Genomic DNA, 19,547 nt, shown 5'->3' on the forward strand with positions numbered 1-19,547 from the left:
TACACTGGCGCCATGAAAACCATTCCCCACCGGCAAATCGCCGAACCCGTGGTCACCTGCTCGACCTGCGCAGCCTGTTGTTGCCAGCTCGAAGTGATGCTGATCACCGACACCGGCGTACCCGAGCGTTTTATCGATACCGACGATTGGGGTGGTGAGGTGATGCTGCGTCTGGACGACGGCTGGTGCGCGGCGCTGGATCGCGACACGATGATGTGCACGATTTACGAGAAGCGTCCGCTGATCTGCCGCGAGTTCGAGATGGGCGCGCCGGAATGCATCGACGAACGTCAGGGGATTGCCACGGCGTATCGCTGAATAAAAAAAGGAGCGCCAGGCGCTCCTTTTTTATGGGGCTTACTTTCTGGGGGCTTATAGCGGCATCGTGTAATGCAATGCGTAGCTTTCGACCCCATCGTTGTCGCTGCTCAGACCGGCGTTGGAATAGTGCGTCGCACGGATTCCCACCTCATGCCCGCCATTGAAGCGCAGGCCGAAACCGATACGGTCTTCGAACTGGAAGGAGCCGCCGAGCTTGTTGTCTTCGTACTCGGTGTTGGAGAACAGCGCCACGCCGATCCCCGCCTCGACATACGGTTTGACCGACTGACCGGCAAACTCGTAAACAAACACCGGCGAGAACGACAGGCTGTTGTTGCTGGAGGTCTTGTCACCTTCCCAATAGGTATAGGCGCCGCTCCAGTAACCGGTCAGACGACCGACGTCACTTTGCAGCCAGCTCTTGTCCCAGTCGAAATTCATGCCCAGGCGATAAGTCATCGTCGAATCGCTGGTGGCACCCACTGCAAACTCGACGCCAGCAGCCTGTGCGGTAAAACTTTGCCCCATCAGTGCAGCCGCAATCGCGGCCAAGCAGAATAGTCGCTTCACGTTGAAACTTCCTTTTCCGGAACGATCGTTTGGTTTTTCTAGGTCACTCTGCGCTATAGAAATCTGCGCTTGGTCAGAAGTTCAGCTGACTTTTTAGATATTTCACATTTTTTTTACAAGGTGAATTTTTCGACGTCGCCGGCGACTTGGCCCAACAGGGCCAGCGTGTTGCGCAAAGACTCGGGATCGGCGCTGGTCCAGAATCTGACCGGTCGGTTCGGCCCTTCGGCGAGCAGATCCCGCTCGGCCAGCAGCCGCTGCAATTGGCGGGCTACTGCCGCGCCGGTGTCGATCAAGCTGATGCTCTCGGGGATCATCGACTTGAGCATCGGCTTGAGAAACGGATAGTGGGTGCAGCCCAGAATGATCGTGTCGCAACCGTTCGCCAGTAGCGGATCGACGTAGTGCTTGAGCAATGCACGCAACTCGGGGCTGTGAAGATCGCCGCTTTCAATCCGCTCGACAAGTCCGGGGCACGGCTGCGTGATGACCCGCACATCCGTGGCAAAACGATCGAGCAGCGCCGCAAATTTCGCACTCTGCAAAGTGCCGGTAGTGGCTAGCACGCCCACCACGCCGCTGCGGGTGGCGGCGGCGGCCGGTTTGACCGCCGGCTCCATGCCGACAATCGGCCATTCGGGAAAGTCCCGGCGCAAATCAGCGACGCCGGCCACAGTCGCGGTATTGCACGCGATCACCAGCGCCTTGGCGCCCCGCTCGCGGAAAAAACCGGCCATCACACTGCAACGCTGGCGGATGAATTCCGGAGTTTTCTCGCCATAAGGAATATGGCCGCAATCGCCGAGGTACAGCAGCGATTCATTCGGTAGCAGTTGCTGGATTTCCGCCAGCACCGACAATCCGCCGACGCCGGAATCGAATACGGCGATCGGCGCTTCACGCATGCTGCGAACCACAGACGCTGCAACCCGGATCGCGCTTGACCCGCAGCTCACGGAATCGCGAGCCCAGTGCATCGATCAACAGCAGACGCCCCACCAGCGGCTCGCCGAATCCCGCCAGCAACTTCAAGGCTTCCAGCGCTTGCAGGCTGCCGACCAGACCGACCAGCGGCCCGACCACACCCGCTTCGCTGCAAGTCAGTTCGGCTTCGCTGCCGTGACCGTACAGGCAGTGGTAGCACGGGCTTTCGGCGCGGCGCGGGTCGAACACCGAAAGTTGTCCTTCGAGGCGAATCGCCGCGCCGCTGACCAATGGCTTGCGCGCGGCCACGCAAGCGGCGTTGACCGCTTCGCGGGTGGAGAAATTGTCCGAGCAGTCGAGCACCAGATCCACCGACGCCACGGCTGCGGCGAGAGAATCTTCGTCCAGCGCCTGACGATGAGGAATCAGTTTGATTTCAGGGTTGATCGCGCTCAGGCGCTTGAGCGCCGAGTCGACCTTGCTCATGCCGACGCTGTCGGTGTCGTGGATGATCTGGCGTTGCAGGTTGGTCAGGTCGACCGTGTCGAAATCCGCCAGGTGCAATTCACCGACACCCGCCGCCGCCAGATACAAGGCCACCGGCGCACCGAGACCACCGAGACCGACGATCAATACCCGGCTGTCCTTGAGCTTCAACTGGCCATCGATGTCGATGTGTTGCAGCAGGATCTGCCGACTGTAGCGCAACAATTCCTGATCATTCAGCACGGCAGGCGCCCCAGGCTGATCCGTTGATGGCCGCCCAGATCGGTGCGGCTGTGGACTTCGTCGAAACCTTGCGTCAGCAGCAGATCGCGCACGGCTTCGGCTTGATCATAGCCGTGTTCGAGCATCAGCCAGCCACCGGCCTCCAGATGCGCCGGCGCCTGGGCGATGATCAGGCGCAGATCGTCGAGCCCGTCGATGCCGGCCACCAAGGCGCTTTCCGGCTCGAAGCGCACATCGCCTTCCACCAGATGCGGATCGGCCGCTCGGATGTACGGCGGGTTGCTGATGATCAACTCGAAACGCTTGCCTTCGAGGGCGCTGAACCAGTGACTGCTCAGCACCGTGGCGTTGTTCAAGTGCAGGCGCTGGCGATTGCGTTCGGCCAGGGCCACGGCTTCCAGCACGCGATCCACGGCGGTGACTTTCCACGCCGGGCGTTCGCTGGCCAGGGCCAGGGCAATCGCTCCGCTGCCGGTGCCCAGATCGAGAACTTTGGCCGGGGTCGCCGGCAGCAATTCCAGTGCGGCTTCCACCAGCAGTTCGGTGTCCGGGCGCGGGATCAGCGTGTGCGGTGCGACTTCCAGATCCAGCTTCCAGAAACCCTGCTGACCCAGAATGTAGGCGACCGGCTCGCCGCTGCGACGACGTTGCAGGTACTCGGCAAAAACCAGTGCGGCTTCGCTGGGCACGATGCGCTCGGGCCAGGTGTGGAGAAAACTGCGCGACTTGCCCAGCGCGGCGGCCAGAAGCAATTCGGCGTCCAGGCGCGCGGTGGGCGAATCCGGCAGTTCGGCGGCGCGCAACAGGCTGGCGATGATGGTCATTTACTCACCTATCGCTGCGAGCTGGTCGGCCTGGTATTCGGCCAGCAACGGCTCGATCACCGCTTCGACGCCACCGGCGAGGATTTCGTCGAGGGAATACAGGGTCAGGTTGACGCGGTGGTCGGTGACCCGGCCCTGGGCAAAGTTGTAGGTACGGATGCGCTCGGAGCGGTCACCGGAACCCACCAGCAATTTACGTTCGCTGGCGATGGCGTTGGCCGCCGCCGCCGTCTGCTGGTCGTTGAGTTTGGCCGCCAGCCAGGCCATCGCACGGGCACGGTTCTTGTGCTGGGAACGTTCTTCCTGGCACTCGACAACGGTGCCGGTCGGTATGTGGGTGATGCGGATCGCCGAATCGGTGGTGTTGACGTGCTGACCACCGGCCCCGGAGGAGCGGTAAGTGTCGACGCGCAAATCCGCCGGGTTGATCTCGATGGCTTCACGCTCGTCCGGCTCGGGCAATACCGCCACGGTGCAGGCCGAGGTGTGGATACGGCCCTGGGATTCGGTGGCGGGTACACGCTGTACGCGGTGCGCGCCGGATTCGAATTTCAGCTTGCCGTAAACGTTGTCGCCTTCGATGCGGGCGATGACTTCTTTATAGCCGCCGTGTTCGCCTTCGTTTTCCGAGAGGATCTCCACGCGCCAGCCACGCCGTTCGGCGTAACGCGAGTACATGCGGAACAGGTCGCCGGAGAAGATCGCCGCCTCGTCGCCACCGGTGCCGGCGCGGATTTCGAGAAACACGTTGCGCCCGTCGTTGGGATCCTTGGGCAGCAACATGCGTTGCAGGTCGGATTCCAGCGTGATCAGCAACTCCTTGGCTTCGCGGACTTCTTCCACGGCCATTTCACGCATGTCCGGGTCGCTGTCCTTGAGCAGCGCCTGCGCGCCTTCAAGATCGCTTTGTACGCCGAGCAGCTTTTTATAGCCTTGTACCACCGGCTCAAGTTCGGCGTATTCCTTGGAATAGGCGCGGAATTTGGTCTGGTCGGAAATGACTTCGCCGTCGCCGAGCAGCGCGGTCAGTTCCTCGAAACGGTCCTGGAGAATGTCCAGCTTATTGAGCAGTGACGCTTTCATTGCGGTTTTTTATCCGAAAAGCTATCCGGTGAGCCCTCGAGGGCAAAGAGTTCCTGAGCCATGGCCAGCGCATCGAGGCGGCCTTCGGCAGAAAGCTTTTTCAACTGCACGCTCGGGGCGTGCAGGAGTTTGTTGGTCAGGCCACGGGCCAGTTGCCCGAGCACGTCTTCGGCGTTGCCGCCGTTGGCCAGCAGGCGCAGGGCCTTTTGCAGTTCTTCGTCGCGCAGGCGTTCGCTCTGTTGACGATAGGCCTTGAGCACGTCGACCGCCGCCAGCTCGCGCAGGCGCACCATGAAATCGTCGGCGCCGACCGAAACCATCTCTTCAGCCGCCTGCGCTGCACCCTGACGGCTCTTGAGGTTTTCGGCGACCACTTCGTGCAGATCGTCGACGCTATAGAGGTAAACGTCGTCGAGTTCGCCGACTTCAGGCTCGATGTCACGGGGAACGGCGATGTCGACCATGAAGATCGGCTTGTGCTTGCGCAGCTTCAGCGCGCTTTCCACCGCGCCTTTACCGAGGATCGGCAACTGACTGGCGGTAGAACTGATGACGATGTCGCTGCGCACCAGTTCGGCCGGGATGTCCGAGAGCAACACCGCGTGGGCACCGAACTGTTCGGCCAGCAGGCTGGCGCGCTCGAGCGTCCGGTTGGCGACCACGATGCGCTTGACCCCCAGTTCATGCAGGTGACGGGCGACCAGGGTGATGGTCTCGCCGGCGCCGATCAGCAGGGCCTGGCTGCGTTGCAAGTCGCTGAAAATCTGTTTGGCCAGGCTAACGGCGGCAAACGCCACGGACACCGGGTTCTCACCGATCGCGGTGTCGGTACGCACTTGCTTGGCGGCGTTGAAGGTCGCCTGAAACAGTCGCCCGAGCAGCGGCCCGATGGTGCCGGCCTCGCGGGCAACGGCGTAGGCCGATTTCATCTGGCCGAGAATCTGCGGTTCGCCCAGCACCAGCGAGTCGAGCCCGGAGGCGACGCGCATCATGTGACGAACTGCCGCATCATCTTCATGCACATAAGCACTCGCGCGCAGCTCATCGAGGCTTAAATGGTGATAGTCGGCCAGCCAGCGCAGCACGATATCGGCCGAAAGCTGATCCTGTTCTATATACAGCTCACTGCGATTGCAGGTGGAGAGGATCGCAGCTTCGCGGCTGTCGGTGAGTCGGCAGAGCTGCTGCAAGGCCTCCACCAGCTGCTCAGGGGTAAAGGCCACGCGCTCGCGGACGTCTACTGAAGCAGTCTTGTGGTTGATACCGAGTGCAAGGAAGGCCATTCAAGGTCGCTGATGGTGACGTGAAGCCGGCAATTGTCCTACTTCGTCAGATTCAGAACAACTACCGCTGACTATTGTCCCAATTGTCGGCCCCTATAATGGCCACAATCGAGACTCGGTTATGTTTGGCCGAAGGCTTGTGTCATGATGATCCGACCGCAGGTTAGTCGTCCTCTTCCTATATGAATAGATCTTCCGCGTTGCTCCTCGCTTTTGTCTTCCTCAGCGGCTGCCAGGCCTTGGCCCCCGTTTCGCAGGACGGTGCCTCACCGGTCGAAGACACCACGCCGGCCCCTGAAAAGCCCAAGGTTTACAGCTCGTTCAGCCAGGAAACGGTGTTCAGCCTGCTGAGCGCCGAGCTCGCTGGCCAGCGCAATCGTTTCGACATTGCCCTGGACAACTACGTGACCCAGGCCATCAACACCCAGGACCCGGGCGTTTCCGAGCGTGCGTTCCGCATCGCCGAGTATCTGGGTGCCGATCAGCCGGCTCTCGATACCGCGCTGATCTGGGCGAAAAACGCCCCGGACGACCTCGAAGCGCAACGCGCCGCCGCCGTGCAACTGGCTCGCGCCGGGCGTTATGACGACTCGATGGTCTATATGGAGAAAGTCCTGCAGGGCAAAGGCGACACCCATTTCGACTTCCTCGCGCTGTCGGCCGCCGACACCGATCAGGAAACCCGCAACGGCCTGATGAAAAGCTTCGACCGCCTGTTGCAGCGTCACCCGAACAACAATCAGCTGATTTTCGGCAAGGCCCTGCTGATGCAGCAGGACGGCGACACCAAGGGTGCGCTGACCCTGCTCGAAGACAATCCGCCGGAAGACGGCGAGATCGCCCCGATCCTGCTGCGCGCACGCCTGCTGCAAGGGCTGAATCGTGGCGACGAAGCCTTGCCGCTGTTGCAGAAAAGCATCAAGAAATACCCGGACGACAAGCGACTGCGCCTGACCTACGCGCGGACGCTGGTGGAACAGGACCGGATGGACGACGCCAAGGTCGAGTTCTCCACCCTGGTTCAGCAATACCCGGAAGACGACGAACTGCGTTACTCCCTGGCGCTGGTCTGCCTGGAAGCCAAGGCCTGGGACGAGGCCAAGGGTTATCTGGAAGACCTGATCGCCCGGGAAAGCCATGTCGACTCGGCGCACCTGAACCTGGGCCGCATCGCCGAGGAACGCAACGACCCGCAAGGCGCGCTCATCGAGTACGCCCAGGTCGGCCCGGGCAACGACTATCTGCCGGCGCAACTGCGTCAGGCCGATATTCTGATGAACAACGGCAAGACCGCCGAAGCCCAGAGCAAACTGGCCGCCGAACGTGACGAGCAGCCGGATTACGCGATCCAGTTATACCTGATCGAAGCCGAAACCCTGTCCGCCAACAATCAGGGCGACAAGGCCTGGAAAGTCCTGCAACAAGCGTTGCAGCAATACCCGGACGATCTGAATCTGCTTTACACCCGTGCGATGCAGGCGGAAAAACGCAATGACCTGGCGCAGATGGAAAAAGACCTGCGCCTGATCATCAAGCGCGATCCGGACAACGCCATGGCCCTCAACGCCCTCGGCTACACCCTGTCCGACCGCACCACCCGCTACGCTGAAGCCAAGGCGCTGATCGAGCAGGCTCACCAGATCAACCCGGAAGACCCGGCGGTTCTCGACAGCCTCGGCTGGGTGAACTTCCGCATGGGCAATCTGGAAGACGCCGAGAAATACCTGCGTCAGGCCCTCGAGCGCTTCCCCGATCACGAAGTCGCCGCGCACCTGGGCGAAGTGCTGTGGGCCAAGGGCAAGCAGCGCGAAGCGAAACAAATCTGGGGCAAGTTCCTCAAGGACCAGCCTGACAGCACCATCCTGCGCAGCACCATCAAGCGCCTGACCGGATCCGAGACTCTTTAACTCATGTTTTTGCGCCACGTCATAGTTTTCAGCTTCATCGCCCTGCTCGCCGGTTGTGCGGGCTTCGGCGCCCGTGAGTCGGTCGAAGGCCACGGCAATCCGGCACAGTGGGCCGCGAACAAACAACACCTGACCGGCCTCGACGGCTGGCAGATCGACGGCAAGATCGGCATCCGCGCCCCCAAAGACTCGGGCAGCGGCACGCTGTTCTGGCTGCAACGTCAGGACTACTACGACATTCGTCTGTCCGGCCCGCTGGGTCGTGGCGCCGCTCGGCTGACCGGCCGTCCGGGCGCGGTGTCGCTGGAAGTGGCGAATCAGGGCCGTTATGAAGCGCCGACTCCGGAAGCACTGGTCGAAGAACAACTGGGCTGGAAACTGCCGGTCTCGCATCTGGCCTGGTGGGTTCGCGGCCTCCCGGCACCGGACAGCAAAAGCCGTCTGACTCTGGACGGCAACAGCCGTCTGGCCAATCTGGATCAGGATGGCTGGCAGGTCGAATACCTCAGCTATGCCGAACAGAACGGTTACTGGCTGCCCGAGCGGATCAAGCTGCACGGCACCGACCTGGACGTGACGCTGGTCATCAAGACCTGGCAACCGCGCAAATTGGGGCAATAACGCATGACCGCTCCACGCCTCACTCTGCCCTCGCCGGCCAAACTCAATCTGATGCTGCACATTCTCGGCCGCCGTGAAGACGGTTATCACGAGTTGCAGACGCTTTTTCAGTTCCTCGACTACGGCGACGAAATCACCTTCGCCGTGCGTGACGACGGCGTGATTCGCCTGCACACCGAATTCGACGGCGTGCCCCACGACAGCAACCTGATCGTGCGCGCGGCGAAGAAACTGCAGGAACAATCCGGCTGCTCGCTCGGCATCGACATCTGGATCGACAAGATCCTGCCGATGGGCGGCGGCATCGGGGGTGGCAGTTCGAACGCGGCCACCACCCTGCTCGGCCTCAATCACTTGTGGCAACTGGGTTGGGATGAAGATCGCCTGGCTGCACTGGGTCTCACACTGGGCGCGGACGTGCCGGTGTTCGTGCGTGGCCACGCAGCTTTCGCCGAAGGTGTCGGCGAGAAACTGACCCCGGTCGAGCCCGCCGAACCGTGGTACGTCGTGCTCGTTCCGCAAGTCTCTGTTAGTACGGCAGAAATTTTTTCAGATCCATTGTTGACACGTAACACGCCGCCCATTAAAGTGCGCCCCGTTCCCGAGGGAAACAGTCGAAATGACTGCTTGCCGGTGGTCTCGAGGCGTTATCCAGAAGTACGTAACGCATTGAATTTGTTAGGTAATTTTACCGAAGCAAAACTCACCGGAACTGGAAGTTGTGTGTTTGGGGGCTTCCCAAGCAAAGCTGAAGCTGATAAAGTCTCGGCCCTTCTGACAGAGACCCTTACAGGGTTTGTAGCGAAAGGAAGCAACGTTTCGATGTTGCATCGCAAGCTGCAAAGTCTGCTCTAAAGGAACCAAGTGCCCGGCACTTGCAAGCAACAGATACAGGGGCGTCGCCAAGCGGTAAGGCAGCAGGTTTTGATCCTGCCATGCGTTGGTTCGAATCCAGCCGCCCCTGCCATTTTCCTATACTCATCCAGGTATACCCTCAGCCTTCAGGTACTGCGCGTGTCCAAGATGATGGTCTTTACGGGGAACGCTAACCCCGATCTGGCTCGGCGTGTCGTACGTCAGCTGCATATCCCTCTCGGTGACATCTCTGTCGGTAAATTTTCCGACGGTGAAATTACAGCCGAGATCAATGAAAACGTTCGTGGTAAAGACGTCTTCATTATTCAGCCGACTTGCGCTCCGACCAACGATAACCTGATGGAACTGGTAGTGATGGCTGATGCCTTCCGCCGCTCCTCGGCTACTCGTATCACTGCTGTTATTCCTTATTTTGGTTATGCCCGTCAGGATCGCCGTCCGCGTTCCGCACGTGTGGCTATCAGCGCGAAAGTCGTTGCTGACATGCTCACCGTAGTCGGCATCGACCGTGTTCTCACGGTTGATCTGCATGCTGACCAGATTCAGGGTTTCTTCGATATTCCGGTAGATAACATCTACGGCTCCCCGGTTCTGGTGGATGACATCGAAGATCAGCGCTTCGAGAACCTGATGATCGTGTCCCCGGACATTGGTGGCGTCGTGCGTGCACGTGCCGTTGCCAAATCCCTGGGCGTGGATCTCGGGATCATCGACAAACGCCGTGAGAAAGCCAATCACTCTGAAGTGATGCATATCATCGGTGATGTCGAAGGGCGTACCTGCATTCTGGTCGATGACATGGTCGATACCGCCGGCACTCTGTGCCACGCGGCCAAGGCCCTGAAAGAGCATGGCGCAGCCAAGGTCTTTGCCTACTGCACACACCCTGTGCTGTCGGGTCGGGCCATCGAGAATATCGAAAATTCCGTGCTGGACGAGCTGGTGGTCACTAACACCATCCCGCTGTCCGCTGCAGCACAAGCCTGTGCACGTATCCGTCAACTGGATATCGCACCGGTTGTTGCCGAAGCGGTTCGCCGCATCAGCAATGAAGAATCGATCAGCGCGATGTTCCGTTAAGGGCCCTGCCCTTCTCGAAATGTCTCGTTGACGAAAAGCGCCCCGCCCCGGCATTCCTGCCGGGGCGGGGCTTTTTTGCCCATACCGTGTTCGGCGCTGGTCGCAAACGCCACTCGGTCATGGCTATTTTGGAGATACAAAATGAACGATTTTACTCTGAATGCTGAAGCGCGTTCCGACCTGGGGAAAGGTGCGAGCCGCCGCCTGCGTCGTCTCGCTGCCCTGGTTCCAGCTGTTGTTTACGGTGGCGACAAAGCCCCTGAATCCATCAGCATGCTGGCCAAAGAAGTTGCCAAACTGCTCGAAAACGAAGCGGCTTACAGCCACATCATCGAGCTGAACGTTGGTGGCACCAAGCAAAACGTGATCATCAAGGCTCTGCAGCGTCACCCGGCCAAAGGCCACGTGATGCACGCTGACTTCGTACGCGTTGTAGCTGGCCAGAAACTGACCGCTATCGTTCCTGTGCACTTCATCAACGAAGCTGCTCCAGTGAAGAAAGGCGGCGAAATCTCGCACGTTGTTGCCGAGATCGAAGTTTCCTGCCTGCCGAAAGATCTGCCTGAGTTCATCGAAGTCGACCTGGCTAACGCTGAAATCGGCACCATCGTTCACCTGTCCGACCTCAAAGCTCCTAAAGGCGTTGAGTTCGTTGCTCTGGCTCACGGTAACGACCTGGCTGTTGCCAACGTCCACGCTCCACGTGTTGCTCCAGAAGCTACCGAAGAAGGCGCAGCAGAGTAATTCACTCTGTCATGCCTGAGTGAGCAGGTAACATCGCGGACTGGAACGTAGCGAGAAAGCGGGCGGGAACGCGGAGTTTACATCCATGGTAAATGAGCATTTTTCGTCCACTTTCGCCGCCTTCCCTGATCGCGGCGATGTTATCCACCACTCAAAGGAAGGGCCCCTATCGTGACTGCCATCAAACTGATCGTTGGCCTGGGAAATCCAGGCGCTGAATACGAGCAGACCCGGCATAACGCAGGGGCCCTTTTTGTTGAGCGCATCGCCCACGCACAGAACGTGAATCTCGTGGCCGATCGCAAGTATTTCGGCCTGACCGGGCGCTTCTCGCATCAGGGTCAGGATGTTCGTCTGCTGATTCCCACCACCTACATGAACCGCAGCGGCCAGGCCGTGGCGGCACTCGCCGGTTTCTTCCGCATCAAGCCTGAAGAAATCCTGGTGGCGCACGACGAACTCGATCTGCCTCCGGGCGTCGCCAAACTCAAAGTCGGCGGCGGCCATGGCGGTCACAACGGGTTGCGCGACATCATTGCGCAATTGGGCAATCAGAATACGTTCCACCGCCTGCGGCTTGGCATCGGCCACCCGGGCGTCGCCAGTATGGTTTCAAATTTCGTCCTGGGTCGTGCGCCACGCGCCGAACAGGAAAAACTCGATGCCAGCATCGACTTTGCCCTCGGCGTGCTGCCGGATATCCTCGCCGGTGAATGGAACCGCGCGATGAAAAACCTGCACAGCCAGAAGGCCTGACTCTAATCCGAGGGGAAACACCATGGGATTCAATTGCGGCATCGTCGGCCTGCCTAACGTCGGCAAGTCCACCCTGTTCAACGCCCTGACCAAATCCGGGATCGCGGCCGAGAACTTCCCCTTCTGCACCATCGAGCCGAACAGCGGCATCGTGCCGATGCCGGATCCGCGTCTGGACGCTCTGGCGGCCATCGTCAATCCAAAGCGCATCCTGCCGACCACCATGGAATTCGTCGACATCGCAGGCCTGGTTGCCGGCGCGTCGAAAGGTGAGGGCCTGGGCAACAAGTTCCTGGCCAACATCCGCGAAACCGACGCGATCGCTCACGTCGTGCGCTGCTTCGAAGACGAAAACGTGATCCACGTTTCCAATAGCGTCGACCCGAAGCGCGACATCGAAATCATCGACCTGGAACTGATCTTCGCGGACCTCGACAGCTGCGAGAAGCAACTGCAGAAAGTCGCGCGCAACGCCAAGGGTGGTGACAAGGACGCAGTGGCCCAGAAGGCCCTGCTCGAGCAACTGATCCCGCACTTCACTGAAGGCAAGCCTGCACGCAGCCTGATGAAGAACATGAGCGCCGACGAAAAAGCGATCATCAAGGGCTTCCACCTGCTGACCACCAAGCCGGTCATGTACATCGCCAACGTCGCTGAAGACGGTTTCGAGAACAACCCGCACCTGGACGTGGTCAAGGCCATCGCCGAAGAAGAAGGCGCCATGGTCGTTCCGGTCTGCAACAAGATCGAAGCGGAAATCGCCGAGCTGGACGACGGTGAAGAGAAAGACATGTTCCTCGAGGCCCTGGGCCTGGAAGAGCCTGGCCTGAACCGCGTGATCCGCGCCGGCTACGAAATGCTGCACCTGCAGACCTACTTCACCGCCGGTGTCGAAGAAGTCCGCGCCTGGACCGTCCGCGTCGGTGCCACCGCACCGCAAGCCGCTGGCGTGATCCACACCGACTTCGAGAAAGGCTTCATCCGCGCCGAAGTGATCGCCTACAACGACTTCATCCAGTACAAGGGCGAAGCGGGCACCAAGGAAGCCGGTAAATGGCGTCTGGAAGGCAAGGACTACATCGTCAAAGACGGCGACGTGATGCACTTCCGCTTCAACGTGTAAAAGCTGCACCCATGAAAAAGCCGCGTTTGATACGCGGCTTTTTTGTGCCTGAAATTCGGCCCGTCAGGCCTTTTTGGTTCTCGGCAGGAAGATCGCCAGCACCCCGAACAGCGGCAGGAACGAGCACAGGAAGTACACGTATTCGATGCCGTGAATGTCCGCGAGATGACCGAGCAACGCCGCGCCAATCCCGCCGAAGCCGAACATCAGACCGAAGAACACCCCGGCAATCATCCCGACATTGCCCGGCACCAGCTCCTGCGCGTACACCACGATCGCCGAGAACGCCGAAGCGAGGATGAAGCCGATCACCACGCTCAGGACAGTGGTCCAAAACAGATCGACATGCGGCATCAGCAGTGTGAACGGTGCCACGCCGAGGATCGAGAACCAGATCACCGCCTTACGCCCGATCTTGTCGCCAATCGGCCCGCCGAAGAACGTGCCCGCCGCCACTGCGCCGAGGAACAGGAACAGATGCAGCTGGGAACTGGCCACCGACAGGTCGAACTTCTCGATCAGGTAGAAGGTGAAGTAACTGGTCAGGCTGGCCATGTAGAAATACTTGGAGAACACCAGCAACCCGAGCACCACCAACGCGCTGATCACTCTGCCCTTCGACAGTCCATGAGTGGCGGCCTGGCCAGCCTTGAGCTTGAACAGGTTCAGGTGATGGGCGTACCAGCGGCTGATGCGATAGAGCACGAACAACGCAAACACCGCGAACAGCCCGAACCAGGCCACGTTACCCTGGCCGAAAGGAATGATGATCGCCGCTGCCAGCAACGGGCCGAATGCCGAACCCGCATTACCACCGACCTGGAACGTCGATTGCGCCAGACCGAAACGCCCGCCCGACGCCAGCCGCGCGATACGAGAAGCTTCAGGGTGGAAAGTCGAAGAGCCGATACCGATCAACGCCGCCGCCAGCAGAATCAACGGGAAACTGCCAACCATCGACATCATCACAATCCCGATCAGCGTGCACACGGAACCTGCCGGCAACAGCCACGGTTTCGGATGCCGGTCGGTGTGATAACCGACCCACGGCTGCAGCAGCGAAGCGGTCAATTGGAATGTCAGGGTAATCAGGCCGACCTGGGTGAAACTCAGGCCATAGTTGGCCTTGAGCATCGGATAGATCGACGGCAGCACTGACTGGATCAGGTCGTTGATCAAATGCGCCAGCGCCACCGCGCCGATGATGCGCATCACCAAAGGGCTGCTTTGTGAAGGAGCGGACGCCGAGGCAGCGGCGGTCTGAACGTTGCTGATAGCCATGGGAGTTTCCGGACTGCAGATGGGTGCACGCGGGCAGGTGCGTCAATGTGCCATTTTTCGGTGCGCCAGCGCCATCCCCTTAGCCAGCTAACGAACTATTCAGTCGTCGCGCTACAAGTGATAGCGCAACGCCATGGTCTGAATCTTGCCTTGCTTATCCGCTTGAACGCGGCGCCCTTACAAAGGGCATCGAGAATGGGAAGTTTCGCTACAGAGCCTGCCTACAGAGCGGGCAAGGGTGAACTTTCGAGGCCTTTTAGCAGGGCACCAATCCCGGTCGCAACGACCGCGATGCACGCCGATGGTGCGTGGTGTCCAGAGGAGTCATGGGGCATGCAGGCTTTTTTATCACCGGGGATCAGGTTGCTGGGGCGGTTTGGCTTCGCGCGTAAATTCCAGTTGTTGTTTCTGCTGTTTATCCTGCCATTGGCCGGCAGCCTGTTGATGATCGGCCAGGACTATCGCGACAAACTCAACCTGATCGCCGGCGAACGTGCCGGTGTGCGGCAGTTGCTCGCCCTCGATGCTCTCGACAACCTGCTCGCCGCCCAACGCGACCGCGCCGCCCGCTGGCGCGCCACGGAAACCAACCGCCAGCCGACGCCAGCGACCCTTGCCGCGATGGCTGCGTTCGATGGCGTACAACCTGCTGTTGCCCAGGCGACGCTGGACTTGGGCAATGCCTTGCAAGCCGAAGGCGCGGAAGGTGAAACCCAGACCCGCTATCAGGCCCTGCAAGCCGCGCTGAATGGCCTGGACTCGAAAAGCCTTTCCAGTGTCGGTTGGTGGCCGGACGGTTACGACCGTTTCACCAACGCCCTCAGCGCCCTGCAAGCCTTGCGCGAACAGATCGCGATGGACAATCGCCTGATCCTCGCGCCGTGGCTGGAGACCTATCTGCTGACGCAGATTTCCACCCAGCACGCACCAGACCTGATCGAGCGGGTCGGTCGGCTGGCAGCCGTCGGCCAGGCGTCCGTGGTTTCCGGCCAGTTCACCCTGCAAAGCCGTCTGCAACTGCGCGACCTGCGCAGCCGCATCGGCGATGCCCGCGAGCAGCTGGTGAAAACCGCGAGCCTGCTCGAAGCGCGTCTGCCGCCAGCCCTGCAAGGCTGGGCCGGGCAATATCACGACAGCCTTAAACAGCTGGACGCCGGGTTGAAAGTGCTGGATGACGGCGTGTTCGGCGGCAGCATCAATCTCAAGCCTGAAGAATTCGAGCGCACTCTCGATGCCCTGCTCGGCAACCTCGCCACGCTGCGCCAGCAATCGCTGATGTCGCTGGATCAGCGGCTGGATGACTACCACGGATCGGCGATTCGTCAGTTCATCGTTGTCGCGTCTGTGTTCGGTTTCCTGTTGCTGGCGGCGCTGTATTTGTTCGTCTGCCTGCAAGCCTCGATCCGTCGTAGCGCCAGCGGCATCACCGTGCTCGCCGAAGCGCTGCGCGACGGCAATCTGAGCCTGCAGGTGCCGGTCGTGGGTCGCGATGAACTCGCCTCGATCAGCACCGCACTCAACGTGGCCGTAGTGCAACTGCGCACCAGCCTGCTGGGAGTCGATCACGAGACGTCGCAACTGAGCAACGCGGTGCGCAGCCTCAACGATCACTCCAGCGGCGCTCTCAGCGAAGTCGAAGCGCAGCAATTGCAGATCAGCCAGATCGCCGCAGCGGCCACGCAACTGGCGGCGACGTCTCAAGGCGTGGCGCAGAGTTGTGAACAGGCTTCCGGCAGCGCTCAGCACACCCGGCGCATTGCCGCCGACAGTAGCCGTGACAGTCAACGGACCACGGCGAGCATCCAGCAGCTCAATCAGCGCCTGAACGAAACTGCCGCAGCGCTCGGCCGGGTCAGCGAGCAAGGGCAGCAGATTCAACTGGTGGTCGATACCATTCGCGGCGTCGCCGAGCAGACCAACCTGCTGGCGCTCAACGCGGCTATTGAAGCAGCTCGCGCCGGCGAACAAGGTCGTGGTTTTGCCGTGGTAGCCGACGAGGTACGCAGCCTGTCGCAACGTACGCAATCGTCCACAGCGCAGATCGCCGGTACAGTCGACAGCCTGCGCAACACGGTCAATGAAGCCGTGAGCCTGATGGAGGCTGCCTGCGGCCAGGCACAATCGGACGCGGAAGCGGTCACGGGACTTGGCGAACGCCTGGGGGAGATCGCCAGCGCCGTGCAGAGCGTCACCGACACCCTCGCGCAAATCGCCACGGCGGTCGAGGAACAGGCGAGCACCGCCGATGAGGTCAGCGGCAATATCCAGCAGGTCGATCAAGCGGCGGTTCGTCTGCTCGAAGGCGCGCGGGCCGTGAATCTCGCGGCGGACACCTTGAGCCAGGGCAGCCATGCCTTGAGTGCCAACACCGGAAGATTTCAGCTGCGTTGAAAGCCCCTCCCGCCCCGATTTTCGGCGCGGGAGGATAAGCGGTTGAAAATAAGAAGAAATATTTTGAATTTACGCTTGACGCTTTTCCATTTCAGGGGAATAATGCGCGCCACTTGGCTACATAGCTCAGTTGGTTAGAGCATAGCATTCATAATGCTGGGGTCCGGGGTTCAAGTCCCTGTGTAGCCACCAAGTACTAAAAACGGCTTACCGAAAGGTAGGCCGTTTTTTTATGCCTAGAGAAAAGTGCCCTTCCTCAGTGAATCGGCTGGCTCCGTAGGAACCGGGTGCGAAAAGCGTACGAAGAGGATTTTTCGTTCGATCAGGCCCCTGCATCCCTACCAGTCGATTTGATCGCCATCCCCACTGACCCACAAGCTCCCCTGTCTCGATCCAACGACAGACAGGGAGTTGTCATGGACCTGGACCAAGACCTTTTCGATGATATCTGGCGCCGAAAGCTTCCAAACGGCGGCGCCTCATGGGCAGCATGGAATCCGCCCCGAGAGCCAGAGCCCGTCTACGTTCCAACAGATGAATGGCCAACCCCAAAGCCCCGCGACGATCTGGTATTTGCCAAGTCCTGCACACCGGACAACTGGTGTCGAACGGATGCCGGCACAACACCTGAGCCCGCCTCCAGTTTCGGCAAGATCATGGTGGCGGGCGCCATACGCTTTCCCGCAGCCAGTAAGGTCGTAGCGAAAGCAATCGGCGCCGATCTGGCCTTGGGGCGCATGGCGGGCGGTGGAATTCTGCAGCAACGTCTCAACTGGGCAATCCGTGGTGCGACAGGCCCGGCCAGTGTTTTCATCCTAGGGATGCTGCCGGCCAGAATGGGCGACGGCACCCTTTATACCGACGAACAACTGCGCACCCTACCCCGCGCCACCACTCGCGTGCGCTTCCAGTTCCGACGTGATGCCGGAGGGGTCATGCAGGTCTACGGCATCCACACCGGCGTCTCGGGCGACGACTCGGTGCGTACCGTAAAAGTCGAGTGGAACAGCGACAAGAGCGCCATGGAGGCGAAGCTCAACGGCATCACGATTTTGTGGACGCCGCAACGCGGGCCGCTGGGATCGATGCCGCCGCTGGTTCACCCGGAGCACGGCGAAGCACTGAGTACGATCCTCGTCCACCCGATCGCCGCGAACACCGACAGCCAGATTGAAATCCTGCCCGGCGAAGACATCACCGCCGAGGATTGTATTCTGGTGTTTCCGGCTGAGACCGGGCTGAAGTCGCTGTATGTGGTGTTTTCGAAACCGGCGAGATTGATGCCGGGGACGGTGACGGGGGTTGGGGAGAATTCGTCGGGCATATGGCTCGTCGGAGCAAACTCGGGGGTGGGAGTTCCAATTCCAACAGACGTGGCAGACTCACTCAGGGGACTCGAATTCCAAAGCTTCGATTCGTTCCGAAGGGCTTTTTGGAAAGCCGTTTCGGAGTCTGCCGTGGCGGATCAGTTCATAAAGCAAAGTGTTGGCCGTATGCGTAAAGGTAAAGCACCAAGGGTGCGCAAAGCCGATAGTGTCGGCGGCAGAAGATCTTACGAGCTTCATCATCTCGAAAAAGTATCCGAGGGTGGCGACGTCTACGACGTTGATAATCTACGAGTAAATACACCTCGAAACCACATCGATATCCACCGGAACGAATAGGCCAGTCATGAAAGACAATCTACTGAAAAGCAGCATTTCGGAGTACACAGAGACCGAGTTCGTTGCGTTGTTGGAAGAACTCGTTAAAGAAGATGAAGAAGCCGAAGACGATGGTCGGGCTGATTTGTTACTGTTGCACTTCGAGAAAATCAGCGAACACCCGGCCGGATCCGATCTGATCTATTACCCGGAGACAGGCGCGGATAGCTCTCCTCGGGGGGTCACGCAGATTGTGAAAGAATGGCGAGCTTCACAGGGTCTGCCTGGGTTCAAAGGTCAGTAATGACTCAACGCCGTGTCATTGACGAGATCAGAAAGGAAGACAAGGCACCTACAGATGAACGGGCAGATATTCTATTGCTGCACTTCAACGAGATCGTTGGGCATCCGAGCAAGATGGACCTTATCTACTACCCTGAGCCAGGTGCTGACACGTCGTCCTCTGGCATAGCCCGTACAATCGCGAAATGGCATGAAGCAAACGGACTGCCTGGCTTCAAGAAGTGAAGATTCATGGTCAATCACTGAAAAGACTTCACACCACTAAGTATTAAAACGGCTTACCAAAAGTTAGGCCGTTTTTTATGCCTCAAGAAAAGTGCCCCACTTCAGTGGGCCGGCATGATTCCGTAGGAACAGAGCGCGAAAGGCGTACGAAGAGGATTATTCGTTCGATCAGGCCTCTGCATCCCGGCAAGTCGATTTGATCGCCATCCCGACTGACCGACAAGCTCCCCTGTCTTGATCCAAAGACAGACAGGGAGTTGTCATGGCCCCGGACAAAGACCCTTTCGACGATATCTGGCGCCGAAAACTTCCGAACGGCGGCGCCTCGTGGGCTGCCTGGAATCCGCGCCCGGAGCCAGAGCCTGTCTACGTCCCGACAGACGAATGGCCATCGCCAAAGCCTCGCGACGATCTGGTATTTGCCAAACCCTGCACACCGGATAACTGGTGTCGAACGGATGCCGGCACAACACCTGAGCCCGCCTCTCACTTCGGCAAAGTCATGGTGGCAGGCGCCCTGCGCATTCCCGCTGCCAGTCACGCCGTAGCGAAGGCCATCGGCGCCGATCTGGCGTTGGGGCGCATGGCCGGTGGTGGAATCCTGCAGCAGCGCCTTAATTGGGCAATCCGCGGTGCGGGAGGCCCGGCCAGTGTGTTCATCCTCGGGATGCTGCCGAACCGAATGGGCGACGGCACGCTCTACACCGACGATCAGCTACGCACCTTGTCTCGCGCAACCACTCGCGTGCGGTTCCAGTTCCGACGCGATGCCGAAGGGGTCATGCAGGTCTACGGCATCCACACCGGAGCCTCGGGCGACGACTCGGTGCGTACCGTAAAAGTCGAGTGGAACAACGACAAGA

Annotated in this window: 20 protein-coding genes and 2 tRNA genes; 15 read left to right on the forward strand and 7 right to left on the reverse strand. The window is 59.9% G+C overall.

Annotation, left to right across the window (positions count from 1 at the left end):
• The first annotated feature begins 12 nt into the window (after positions 1-12).
• On the forward strand, positions 13-318 hold the full coding sequence (locus EIY71_RS03900; protein WP_011335918.1) for a YkgJ family cysteine cluster protein: 306 nt from the start codon (positions 13-15) through the stop codon (positions 316-318).
• Between the two features lie 54 nt (positions 319-372).
• Here the strand turns inward: EIY71_RS03900 and EIY71_RS03905 are convergent, their stop codons facing one another.
• From EIY71_RS03905 to hemA, 6 genes are all read right to left on the reverse strand, one after another.
• Positions 373-891 (reverse strand): acyloxyacyl hydrolase, encoded by a 519-nt coding sequence (locus EIY71_RS03905; RefSeq protein ID WP_039766327.1) that lies wholly within the window; start codon positions 889-891, stop codon positions 373-375.
• A 113-nt stretch (positions 892-1,004) separates the two neighbouring features.
• A complete protein-coding gene (gene murI, locus EIY71_RS03910; RefSeq protein ID WP_085745389.1) occupies positions 1,005-1,796 on the reverse strand; it encodes a glutamate racemase in 792 nt (263 codons plus the stop codon).
• Positions 1,789-2,544 (reverse strand): molybdopterin-synthase adenylyltransferase MoeB, encoded by a 756-nt coding sequence (locus EIY71_RS03915; protein WP_134020547.1) that lies wholly within the window; start codon positions 2,542-2,544, stop codon positions 1,789-1,791. Before EIY71_RS03915 ends, murI begins: the two co-directional genes overlap by 8 nt.
• Complete coding sequence (gene prmC, locus EIY71_RS03920; protein WP_085745391.1) at positions 2,538-3,368, reverse strand: peptide chain release factor N(5)-glutamine methyltransferase; 831 nt, start codon at positions 3,366-3,368, stop codon at positions 2,538-2,540. Before prmC ends, EIY71_RS03915 begins: the two co-directional genes overlap by 7 nt.
• Complete coding sequence (gene prfA, locus EIY71_RS03925; protein WP_007951714.1) at positions 3,369-4,451, reverse strand: peptide chain release factor 1; 1,083 nt, start codon at positions 4,449-4,451, stop codon at positions 3,369-3,371.
• The gene (hemA, locus tag EIY71_RS03930; RefSeq protein WP_007951716.1) at positions 4,448-5,734 is read right to left on the reverse strand and encodes a glutamyl-tRNA reductase; all 1,287 of its coding nucleotides are present in this window, start codon (positions 5,732-5,734) and stop codon (positions 4,448-4,450) included. The genes prfA and hemA overlap by 4 nt, the downstream gene beginning before the upstream one ends.
• 182 nt (positions 5,735-5,916) lie before the next feature.
• On the opposite strand from hemA, the gene EIY71_RS03935 reads away from it, so the two are divergent.
• From EIY71_RS03935 to ychF, 8 genes are all read left to right on the forward strand, one after another.
• Entirely contained in the window at positions 5,917-7,641 is a 1,725-nt protein-coding gene (locus tag EIY71_RS03935; RefSeq protein ID WP_134020550.1) for a tetratricopeptide repeat protein, read from the forward strand.
• 3 nt (positions 7,642-7,644) lie between these two features.
• Positions 7,645-8,262 (forward strand): lipoprotein insertase outer membrane protein LolB, encoded by a 618-nt coding sequence (gene lolB / locus EIY71_RS03940; RefSeq protein WP_007951721.1) that lies wholly within the window; start codon positions 7,645-7,647, stop codon positions 8,260-8,262.
• 3 nt (positions 8,263-8,265) lie between these two features.
• Positions 8,266-9,117 carry a 4-(cytidine 5'-diphospho)-2-C-methyl-D-erythritol kinase gene (gene ispE / locus EIY71_RS03945; RefSeq protein ID WP_007951723.1) on the forward strand — a complete coding sequence of 284 codons (852 nt, stop codon included), beginning with the start codon at positions 8,266-8,268 and terminating at the stop codon, positions 9,115-9,117.
• Positions 9,118-9,154: 37 nt separating this feature from the next.
• A tRNA-Gln gene (locus EIY71_RS03950) sits at positions 9,155-9,229 on the forward strand.
• 47 nt (positions 9,230-9,276) lie between these two features.
• The gene (locus EIY71_RS03955) at positions 9,277-10,218 is read left to right on the forward strand and encodes a ribose-phosphate pyrophosphokinase (protein ID WP_003171603.1); all 942 of its coding nucleotides are present in this window, start codon (positions 9,277-9,279) and stop codon (positions 10,216-10,218) included.
• A 141-nt stretch (positions 10,219-10,359) separates the two neighbouring features.
• Positions 10,360-10,962 carry a 50S ribosomal protein L25/general stress protein Ctc gene (locus tag EIY71_RS03960; protein ID WP_102687527.1) on the forward strand — a complete coding sequence of 201 codons (603 nt, stop codon included), beginning with the start codon at positions 10,360-10,362 and terminating at the stop codon, positions 10,960-10,962.
• Between the two features lie 171 nt (positions 10,963-11,133).
• Positions 11,134-11,718 (forward strand): aminoacyl-tRNA hydrolase, encoded by a 585-nt coding sequence (gene pth, locus EIY71_RS03965; protein WP_007951726.1) that lies wholly within the window; start codon positions 11,134-11,136, stop codon positions 11,716-11,718.
• A gap of 22 nt (positions 11,719-11,740) precedes the next feature.
• Positions 11,741-12,841: a redox-regulated ATPase YchF gene (gene ychF, locus EIY71_RS03970; protein ID WP_085607001.1), complete on the forward strand. Its 1,101-nt coding sequence runs from the start codon at positions 11,741-11,743 to the stop codon at positions 12,839-12,841.
• A 63-nt stretch (positions 12,842-12,904) separates the two neighbouring features.
• Here the strand turns inward: ychF and EIY71_RS03975 are convergent, their stop codons facing one another.
• On the reverse strand, positions 12,905-14,122 hold the full coding sequence (locus tag EIY71_RS03975; RefSeq protein ID WP_102687526.1) for an MFS transporter: 1,218 nt from the start codon (positions 14,120-14,122) through the stop codon (positions 12,905-12,907).
• Positions 14,123-14,455: 333 nt separating this feature from the next.
• Between EIY71_RS03975 and EIY71_RS03980 the strand changes: the two genes are divergently transcribed.
• From EIY71_RS03980 to EIY71_RS04005, 6 genes are all read left to right on the forward strand, one after another.
• Positions 14,456-16,513, forward strand: a complete 2,058-nt coding sequence (locus EIY71_RS03980) for a methyl-accepting chemotaxis protein (RefSeq protein ID WP_134020553.1) — start codon at positions 14,456-14,458, stop codon at positions 16,511-16,513.
• Between the two features lie 115 nt (positions 16,514-16,628).
• A tRNA-Met gene (locus tag EIY71_RS03985) sits at positions 16,629-16,705 on the forward strand.
• Positions 16,706-16,929: 224 nt separating this feature from the next.
• Positions 16,930-18,177: an S-type pyocin domain-containing protein gene (locus EIY71_RS03990; protein WP_134020556.1), complete on the forward strand. Its 1,248-nt coding sequence runs from the start codon at positions 16,930-16,932 to the stop codon at positions 18,175-18,177.
• 7 nt (positions 18,178-18,184) lie between these two features.
• On the forward strand, positions 18,185-18,460 hold the full coding sequence (locus tag EIY71_RS03995) for a bacteriocin immunity protein (RefSeq protein WP_085745396.1): 276 nt from the start codon (positions 18,185-18,187) through the stop codon (positions 18,458-18,460).
• Positions 18,460-18,684, forward strand: coding sequence for a bacteriocin immunity protein (locus EIY71_RS04000; protein WP_236191694.1), 225 nt, complete (start codon positions 18,460-18,462; stop codon positions 18,682-18,684). The genes EIY71_RS03995 and EIY71_RS04000 overlap by 1 nt, the downstream gene beginning before the upstream one ends.
• A 262-nt stretch (positions 18,685-18,946) precedes the next feature.
• On the forward strand, positions 18,947-19,547 hold a 601-nt coding region (locus EIY71_RS04005; RefSeq protein ID WP_178083778.1), incomplete at its 3' end, for an S-type pyocin domain-containing protein.

Source organism: Pseudomonas sp. CH235 (assembly GCF_004368175.1).
GTDB classification, from domain to species: domain Bacteria; phylum Pseudomonadota; class Gammaproteobacteria; order Pseudomonadales; family Pseudomonadaceae; genus Aquipseudomonas; species Aquipseudomonas paraglycinae.